The following is a 6,050-nucleotide window of genomic DNA, read 5'->3' as shown; positions in this document are numbered from 1 at the left end:
TAGGCCGCAAGGTCAATGATTCCGTGACCTGACAGATTGAAAAGAATCGTTCTGGAAACACCTTCTTCTTTAGCCTTTTTGGCTTCCCGGATGGCTGCAGCAATGGCATGGGTGCTTTCGGGTGCAGGAATGATCCCTTCGGTCCGGGCAAATAGAACTCCGGCCTCAAAAGTTTCCAGCTGGGGTATTGCTATTGCCTCAATAATCTGGTCTTTCAGAAGCTGGCTCACAATGGCTCCGGCGCCATGATAACGCAAACCGCCGGCATGGATTTTGGCCGGAATGAAATTATGGCCGAGGGTGTACATGGGGATCAGAGGGGTCATACCGACAGTATCCCCGAAGTCGTAAGTAAACGTACCGCGGGTAAGTTTGGGACAGGAGGCCGGTTCTACGGCAACAGCCCGTATTTTTTTCCCTTCCGTGAGCTTCAGGCGCAGGAAAGGGAAGGAAATTCCGGCAAAATTGGAACCACCGCCAAAGCATCCAATAACCACGTCAGGAAAATCGCCGGCAATTTCCATCTGTTTGATAGCTTCCTGGCCGATAATGGTCTGATGGAGCAGAACGTGATTCAGGACAGATCCCAGTGAATAGCGTGTATCAGGGTCTTTGACCGCCATCTCTACTGCTTCGGAGATGGCAATACCGAGTGATCCGGGAGAGTCAGGATGTTCGGCCAGGATTTTACGGCCGGCTTCGGTAAGCGGACTGGGAGAAGGTACCACATTGGCGTTCCAGGTATTCATCATCATTTTACGATATGGTTTTTGTTCGTAGCTTATCCGTACCATAAATACCTGAAGTTCAAGGCCAAAAATATCGCAGGCATACGCCAGGGCACTCCCCCACTGTCCGGCTCCGGTTTCAGTTGTCAGTCTCTTCACTCCTTCCTTGTAATTATAATAGGCCTGGGCTACAGCGGTATTGGGTTTGTGTGAACCGGCCGGACTCACACTTTCATTCTTGAAATAAATTTTAGCCGGAGTATCGAGGGCCTTTTCGAGGTTCATAGCACGGTGAAGGGGAGTAGGCCGCCAGACCTTGTAGATATCCTGCACTTCTTCAGGGATTTCAATCCATCGCTCGGTACTCATTTCCTGTTTCAACAATTCCACAGGGAAGAGCGGGGTCATGTCTTCAAGCTTCACAGGTTGCTTGGTGGCCGGATGCAACATGGGAAGGGGTTTGTTGGGCATATCGGCCATAATGTTATACCATTTGTCGGGCATTTGCCTTTCGTCGAGATTAATTTTTCTGAACTTGCTCATCTTCTTTTTTCTTTTAAAAGGTTATACAAAAACAGAGGCAGGTTGTAAACAACCTGCCTCCGCTATTATTTCTTATCGTATAAAAATCAGGGCATATTGCTTACAACCGCATTCCTGAAAGGACGCCAGCACCACCAGTAAGCAACTGCAAAAATGTATCGCATAATTTTATCATTATCCGGTAGCAAATGTAAAAACAAATTTTAAAAATGCAAGTGAAGGAGAAGTTTCCAATAAAATATACCGGATTAATTCAAATACTTCCTGTCAGTTTCTTCCATGAATTCCATCGGTACAACCACTGGGCAAGAATGAGGAAAAGAACAGTCATCAGAAAAAATTCAACCATGTCATATGCCGGATTAATGCTTGTGACCCTGAACAGGGAGGGCGTCTGCAATGCCGAACTTTTGTGGGTTACGAACAGCGAAATAAAAATATTGTTAGCCGCATGGATGCCAAGCGGAAGTTCCAGTCCGCCGTCAAGAACCACCAGCAGACCCAGAAACAATCCCCATCCTATATATTGCGGCATGGTGAGCCAGAAACCAAACTCCTTTACTTCAGGATTAAAAAAATGCAGCAGTCCGAATATCAAAGATGTAACCAACAGGGGAAGCCACCGGTTGCGGAACAACAATCCAAAGCCCTGCATGAAATAGCCCCGGAAAAGGATTTCCTCAAAACTGGTTTGCAACGGGAGAAACAAAAAGGCAACCAGTATAAGCTGTAAAAAGAGCACCGGGCTGAATTGCAATACAAAGCTCTCCTTCTCAATGAGCAGATGGACAATCAATGAAACACCCATTAAAAGGAACCAGAGAAGGAACCCCTGTAAAATCCTGTTCACCCTTACATTTTCGTAACCGGTCAGTACCGCCTTAAATGGTTTGTTATGAATAAAACGTATGCCGGTCCATAAACCAATCAAACCCATCGCAAAGGGGAAGATGATCAAAAGAAGTCCGACGTTCGGGTTGATACCCCAGGAAGCAAAGTCGAGGGGATTAGCAGTTGCTGGAGGACCAGCGGCCGAAAACCCTCTGAACAGGAAAGCCAGTAAGATGGGAATGGATCCGAGGACCTGGGAAAAAACAATGACAAGAAGAACTGTTACGGCATATCGCCAGAATTGATTTTGTCCTTCAGAAGCTTTTTGAAAATACATTCTGATTCCTTTTTATTTCATCCATCCGTTTATCTTCATCCAGTCGGCCAGCCGGTCAGCCCAGGTAGAAAGCACCGGGTCATTCGGGGCAAATCCTACGCCATGTTTTCCTTTCTGGTAAATATGTAACTCGGCAGGTACATTGGCTTTCCGAAGTGCGAGGTAAAAAAGTACACTGTTTTCAGGAGGTACGCCGTCGTCTTCATCGGTATGGAACAGAAAGGTCGGTGGAGTAAGGGTTGTTACCTGAAGCTCATTGCTCAGGTAGCGGGCAAGTTCAGGATTCAGGTCTTTTCCGATTAAATGTTCACGGGAACCTCTGTGGGTGTATTCTGTGGTAAAACTGATAACCGGATATCCGAGGATCATAAAATCGGGCCGTGAGCTTGTCCGGTCAACAGGGTCAGGGGCTTTAGGATCCCCGCCGTCGAAATGTGTTCCAACCGTCGAAGCAAGATGCCCCCCTGCCGAAAAGCCCATAATCCCTATCCGGTGCGGATCAATTCCGAACGTTTCGGCATTGTAACGCACGAGCCTCACGGCCCTAAGGCCATCCATCATCTGAATGGGATGCATGTACTTTTTAAAATCCCATCTGCTGAGGCGGTACCGGAGCACAAAGGCGGTGACGCCATGCCGGTTAAACCATTGTGCTATCTGTTTTCCTTCATGATCCATGGAAAGCCCGACATATCCTCCGCCCGGACAGATAATCACAGCCGCTCCGCTGGCCAATTCCGCAGGGGCACGGTAGATAAACAGACAGGGTTTATCTTCGGGTTTGTCGCCGAGAGCGCCCGGAGCACCCTGAGTCCAGAGATAAATGGAATCCTGCGATCTTGAAGGTGTCATCAGTGATAAAAACACTGTAAATAAAGCAAATCTTTTTAAGGAGAGAAAAATCCTGAAAGGTTTTTGTGTTGTCATTGCCGTTACTATTTCTTGGTTATAAAGATGTTAAATTAGAGAATCTGGAAAAAAATTATTCAGGCCGGATTTCCTTTTCCACCATTTCCCTAAAAGCGCTCTGCAAGGTGAGGGTAACCGGGCCGGGCCCGCCTGAGCCAACAGGAACACCTTCCAGGTGCGTAACAGGCAATACTTCCGCTGAAGTGCTGGTAAGAAAGGCCTCTTCAATATACGGCAGTTCATCGGAACTTAAAGCTCTTTCCTCCACAGTGATTCCGAGCATCCGGCATAAGTCAAGTGTCAGGGTTCTTGTTATTCCGGAAAGAATGTAGACTGATTCAGGATGGGTCAGTACCTTTCCGCCACGAACAAAAAAAATATTGGAGTGGGTAGCTTCGGTAATAATGCCGTTGCGAACAAAAAGGTTTTCATAGTATCCCTTTTCAACGGCTTCCTGGTATGCAAGGATATTGGGCAAGAGAGCAATGGATTTTATATCACATCTGCTCCATCGTATATCATTGACCAATCCGACATTTACCCCCGATGCGCCGGTATCCTGGTCAGGGACGACTGCTTTTGCAAATGCATAACATGTTGGTGCAACGGGAGGCAAGGGAAACTGATGGGTGCGCGGAGCGGTACCACGGGTAATCTGAAAATACACCAGAGCCTGCTGTCCATCCAGGTTGTTTCTTCGGATCAGTTCCCTGCCAATCGAAAGAAAATTATCGGCTTCGGCAGAAAAAAGGCGAATCTCATGCAGGCTTCGTTTCAGCCGTTTCAGATGCAAGTGCCCGGCAAGAAATCCGCTTCCGTACCAGCGCATAACTTCATATACACCGTCGGCAAAGAGAAAACCCCTGTCGTTCGGAGAAATCAGAGCCTCTGCAGAAGAAAGGTATTTTCCGTTAAGATAGACTGTTTCCATAATCAATAGTGATTTCAAAGGTAAAAAGTTCAGTTGATATTTTTCTTCTTCCGGCCGGTTTTGATCAAATCAAACATTAGCTTTGCAGGAAAAGTATCTTTATTATGAGGAGGGAAGATGATTTTTACAGGCCTCTTGAGCAGTTTGCCGATGTAAGAATACTTCGTTACCGCGTTGATGGTTTTGAAGAACTGCCTCTGCAGACAAAAAAACTGCTGTATTTTCTTTCCCGTGCTGCTCTTAGCGGCCGGGATATCATCTATGACCAGAATGGCAAATTCAATCTGCTGATACGACATACACTGGAAACGATCTACAAGACTTTCAGGGGAAAGAGAGATTCAGATGATTTCAGGCAATTTGAAACGTATTTGAAAAGAATATGGTTTGCCAATGGCATTTACCACCATTATTCCAATGACAAACTTCAGCCGGGATTTTCAGAAGAGTATTTCCGGAATCTGCTCGAGGAAAGCGATGTGTCATTAATCCCGGTCCAGCCTGAAAATCTGTTGAAAACATTACTTCCCTTGCTGTTCCGCCCGGAAGTGCTTCCCAAAAAGGTTGATTTCTCGCCTGACCGGGACAAACTGCTTCATTCGGCCGTTAACTTTTACGAACATGTTACTGAAAATGAAGCACTGGCATTTTACAGGGCCATGCTGGAGCAGGCGGGAGAACGTCCAGTATCAGTAGGCCTAAACAGCAAACTGGTCAAAGAAAACGGGCAATTAAAGGAATGTTTCTGGAAAGCGGGAGGCATGTATGACAAAGCCATAGTACGCATCATCTACTGGCTCAGCAAAGCCATGGAGGTTGCATCCTATGAGCAAAAGGAGATTATCCGCACCCTGGTTGATTTTTATACTTCCGGCGACCTGGCAATGTTTGACAGGTACAATATTTTCTGGGTTAAAGAAACCTCCCAACCGGTTGATTTTATAAACGGGTTTATTGAAACCTACAATGATCCACTTGGATTTAAAGCAACATGGGAATCGGTGGTTTATATAATAGATGAAGAATCAACCAGGCGGACACAAATTCTTGCAGCCCATGCACAATGGTTTGAAGACCACTCACCGGTGGACATCCGTTTCAAAAAGAAAGCAGTTACAGGAATTTCAGCCAGAACGGTACATGTTTGTATGCTGGGAGGAGATTGCCATCCGGCCACTCCGATCGGGATCAATCTTCCTAACAGCGACTGGATCAGAAAGGAGCATGGTTCAAAGTCTGTGACACTGAGCAACATCACGGAAGCATATCATTACGCTTCGCTGCATGACGGATTTCTGGAAGAATTTGCTTCCAGTAAGGAAGAAGTTGAACTGATAAAAAAGTATGGATTGCTGGCCGACAATCTGCATACCGACATGCATGAATGTCTGGGACATGGTTCAGGGCAATTGCTTCCCGGTGTGCGGCCGGATGCGCTCATGCAGTATCACTCGGTAATAGAAGAAACACGGGCAGACCTGTATGCATTGTATTTCATGTATCATCCGAAAGTTCTTGAACTGGGGCTTTTACCCCATCAGGATGCGGCGCGGGCTGAATACATGGCCTACATCAGGGCCGGTCTTTTTACGCAACTGGTGCGCGTGGAATACGGAAAGCCGATTGAAGAAGCGCATATGCGAAACAGGGCACTCATTGCACGCTGGTGTTTTGAGCAAGGAAAGGATAAAGGAATTATACGCCAGTATAGCAAAGGGGGAAAAACGTATTTTCTCGTTCAGGATTTTGAATCGTTGCAGCAGTTGTTTGG

Annotated in this window: 5 protein-coding genes; 1 reads left to right on the top strand and 4 read right to left on the bottom strand. The window is 46.5% G+C overall.

Features of this window, described 5'->3' with window-relative positions; translation table 11 throughout:
* The 4 genes from GX419_02345 to GX419_02330 all read right to left on the bottom strand — a co-directional run.
* Positions 1 to 1,271, bottom strand: a 1,271-nt coding sequence (locus GX419_02345) for a TrpB-like pyridoxal phosphate-dependent enzyme (GenBank protein NLI23533.1), incomplete at its 3' end; no start/stop codon positions are given.
* 253 nt (positions 1,272 to 1,524) lie between these two features.
* Positions 1,525 to 2,439 carry a CPBP family intramembrane metalloprotease gene (locus GX419_02340; protein ID NLI23532.1) on the bottom strand — a complete coding sequence of 305 codons (915 nt, stop codon included), beginning with the start codon at positions 2,437 to 2,439 and terminating at the stop codon, positions 1,525 to 1,527.
* Between the two features lie 12 nt (positions 2,440 to 2,451).
* Positions 2,452 to 3,291 carry an alpha/beta hydrolase gene (locus tag GX419_02335; protein NLI23531.1) on the bottom strand — a complete coding sequence of 280 codons (840 nt, stop codon included), beginning with the start codon at positions 3,289 to 3,291 and terminating at the stop codon, positions 2,452 to 2,454.
* A 130-nt stretch (positions 3,292 to 3,421) separates the two neighbouring features.
* A complete protein-coding gene (locus tag GX419_02330; protein NLI23530.1) occupies positions 3,422 to 4,279 on the bottom strand; it encodes a hypothetical protein in 858 nt (285 codons plus the stop codon).
* Positions 4,280 to 4,383: 104 nt separating this feature from the next.
* Here GX419_02330 and GX419_02325 point away from each other — a divergent pair.
* The coding region (locus GX419_02325) for a dihydrofolate reductase (GenBank protein ID NLI23529.1) at positions 4,384 to 6,050 on the top strand (1,667 nt) is incomplete at its 3' end.

The sequence above is a fragment of the Bacteroidales bacterium genome (assembly GCA_012517825.1).
In the GTDB taxonomy this organism is placed as follows: Bacteria; Bacteroidota; Bacteroidia; order Bacteroidales; family JAAYUG01; genus JAAYUG01.
This window is presented reverse-complemented; position numbering and strand designations above follow the sequence as displayed.